Genomic DNA, 1,911 nt, shown 5'->3' on the forward strand with positions numbered 1-1,911 from the left:
GGGTTGCTATTAATATTCTTTTGGGGGTATTAACTAAATATGAAATTTTTTAAAACTTTGCCCAGGTAGTAAGATACATAATACATGGGCGAAGTTTTTATTGTTTTTCTAGATTAGTAACCAAACGGTATACCATTGTTAGGCTTATGTTTAATTATTGTACAGTTGTTGTACTTCACTTTCGGTTAGAACTCTATCATAAACGTAAACATCATCTATTCCTCCGTCGAATTGACCACCGCCTTCACCACTGACAGCACCACCTATACTAAACCTAGCATTATAATCCGTGCCAATCCCTCTACCTATATTAGTAGCATCAGCATCACCAGAATTCATCTGTTTTACAAGTTCACCATTTAAATAGATTTTTGAAGATGTTTGATGTTCATAAGTAACAACAATATGAACCCATACCCCTTTAGGTATTGCAGTTTCAACTGCTGCGTTCGATACATTCCATCTCAAATCATTTTCTTCACCAGACGTTAATCCTAAGTAATAGCCATAATTATCACTTTCAGGTCCATCCCATTTACTTATGATATCATTCCATTCAGTTTGAATTTCATCAGCTTTGACCCAAACTGAAATGGAAATATCTGATATTGGATTACCGTCTACAAGTTTTAATGCGTCGTAGTCTTCAACATGAATATAACCTTGCTCCTCTTCTACAAACAACATTGCCGAGTTACTCATACCATCTCTATTTGTAGTCGGTTCGACTGCTCCATTTCCTTCTGGACGGTTAGTAATTGTCCCATGATTGTTATACCCACTTGTGTCATCTCCATTTCCATTTAAATCAAACTTACCAATAAGGCCATTCGACAACGTATTTTCTTCTACAATTACTTCTCTTGTTACGCTTGTGGAATTTTCTGCTACATCTGAAACGCTATACGTTACTTCGTAAGATCCCGGAACAAGAAAATCTGTTGTGGTTGTAATTTCTATGTTATCACTAATGTCTCCATCGGTATCATCAAATGCGGTTGCGCCCAGTTCAGTATACTCCGCAGGTAAGATAATTGTTAGGGGGTTGTCCCCTAAAATTGTAATTTCTGGGGCGGTCGTATCTGGTTCTGCTAGAATTGTTACTTCTCTTGTACTACTTGTAGCATTTCCCGCTGCATCTGAAACGGTATAGGTTACTTCGTAAGTTCCAGGGTTAACATCTACCTCGCCCGTAATTTCAATCTTGTCCGTAATGTCTCCATCTATATCATCCAATGCCGTTGCGCCCAGCTCCGTATACGTAGCGGGCAGGGTAATTGTTAGCGGGTTGTCCCCTACAATTGTAATTTCTGGGGCGGTCGTATCTGGATTATCTAAATCTACTATTATTACTTCTCTAATTACACTTGTAGCATTTTCCGCTGCATCTAAAACGGTATACGTTACCTCGTAAGTTCCAGGGACATTGACATTTACCTCGCCCGTAATTTCTATGCTGTCCGTAATGTTTCCATCGGTATTATCAAATGCAACTGCGCCTGGTTCCGTATATTCATTCGACACAGTAATTGTTAAGGGGTTGTCACCTACAATTGTAATTTCTGGGGCTGTCGTATCTGGATTATCCGGTGTTACCACTTCTACTATTGTTACTTCTCTAATTGCACTTGTAGTATTTTCCGCTGCATCTGAAACACTATACGTTACTTCGTAAGACCCGGGGACATCAATATCTACCGTGGATGTAATTTCTATGTTATCACTAATGTCCCCATCTATATCATCCAATGCCGTTGCGCCCAGCTCCGTATACGTAGCGGGCAGGGTAATTGTTTGCGGGTTGTCCCCTATTATTGTGATTTCTGGGGCCGTTGTATCCGGGATTGGCGGATTATAATCCTCTACACAGGAAAAAGCAACTAGTATAACCAATGCGATAACTATCTTTTT

General features: G+C 39.6%; 1 protein-coding gene. It reads right to left on the bottom strand.

Annotated elements, in window-relative coordinates; translation table 11 throughout:
• Window positions 1-150: 150 nt before the first annotated feature.
• Window positions 151-1,911, bottom strand: a 1,761-nt coding sequence (locus ABJV04_RS06605) for an immunoglobulin-like domain-containing protein (RefSeq protein WP_348490520.1), incomplete at its 5' end; no start/stop codon positions are given.

Origin of the sequence: Aliiglaciecola sp., from assembly GCF_039982535.1 — a bacterium.
Taxonomy (GTDB): Bacteria; Pseudomonadota; Gammaproteobacteria; order Enterobacterales; family Alteromonadaceae; genus Aliiglaciecola.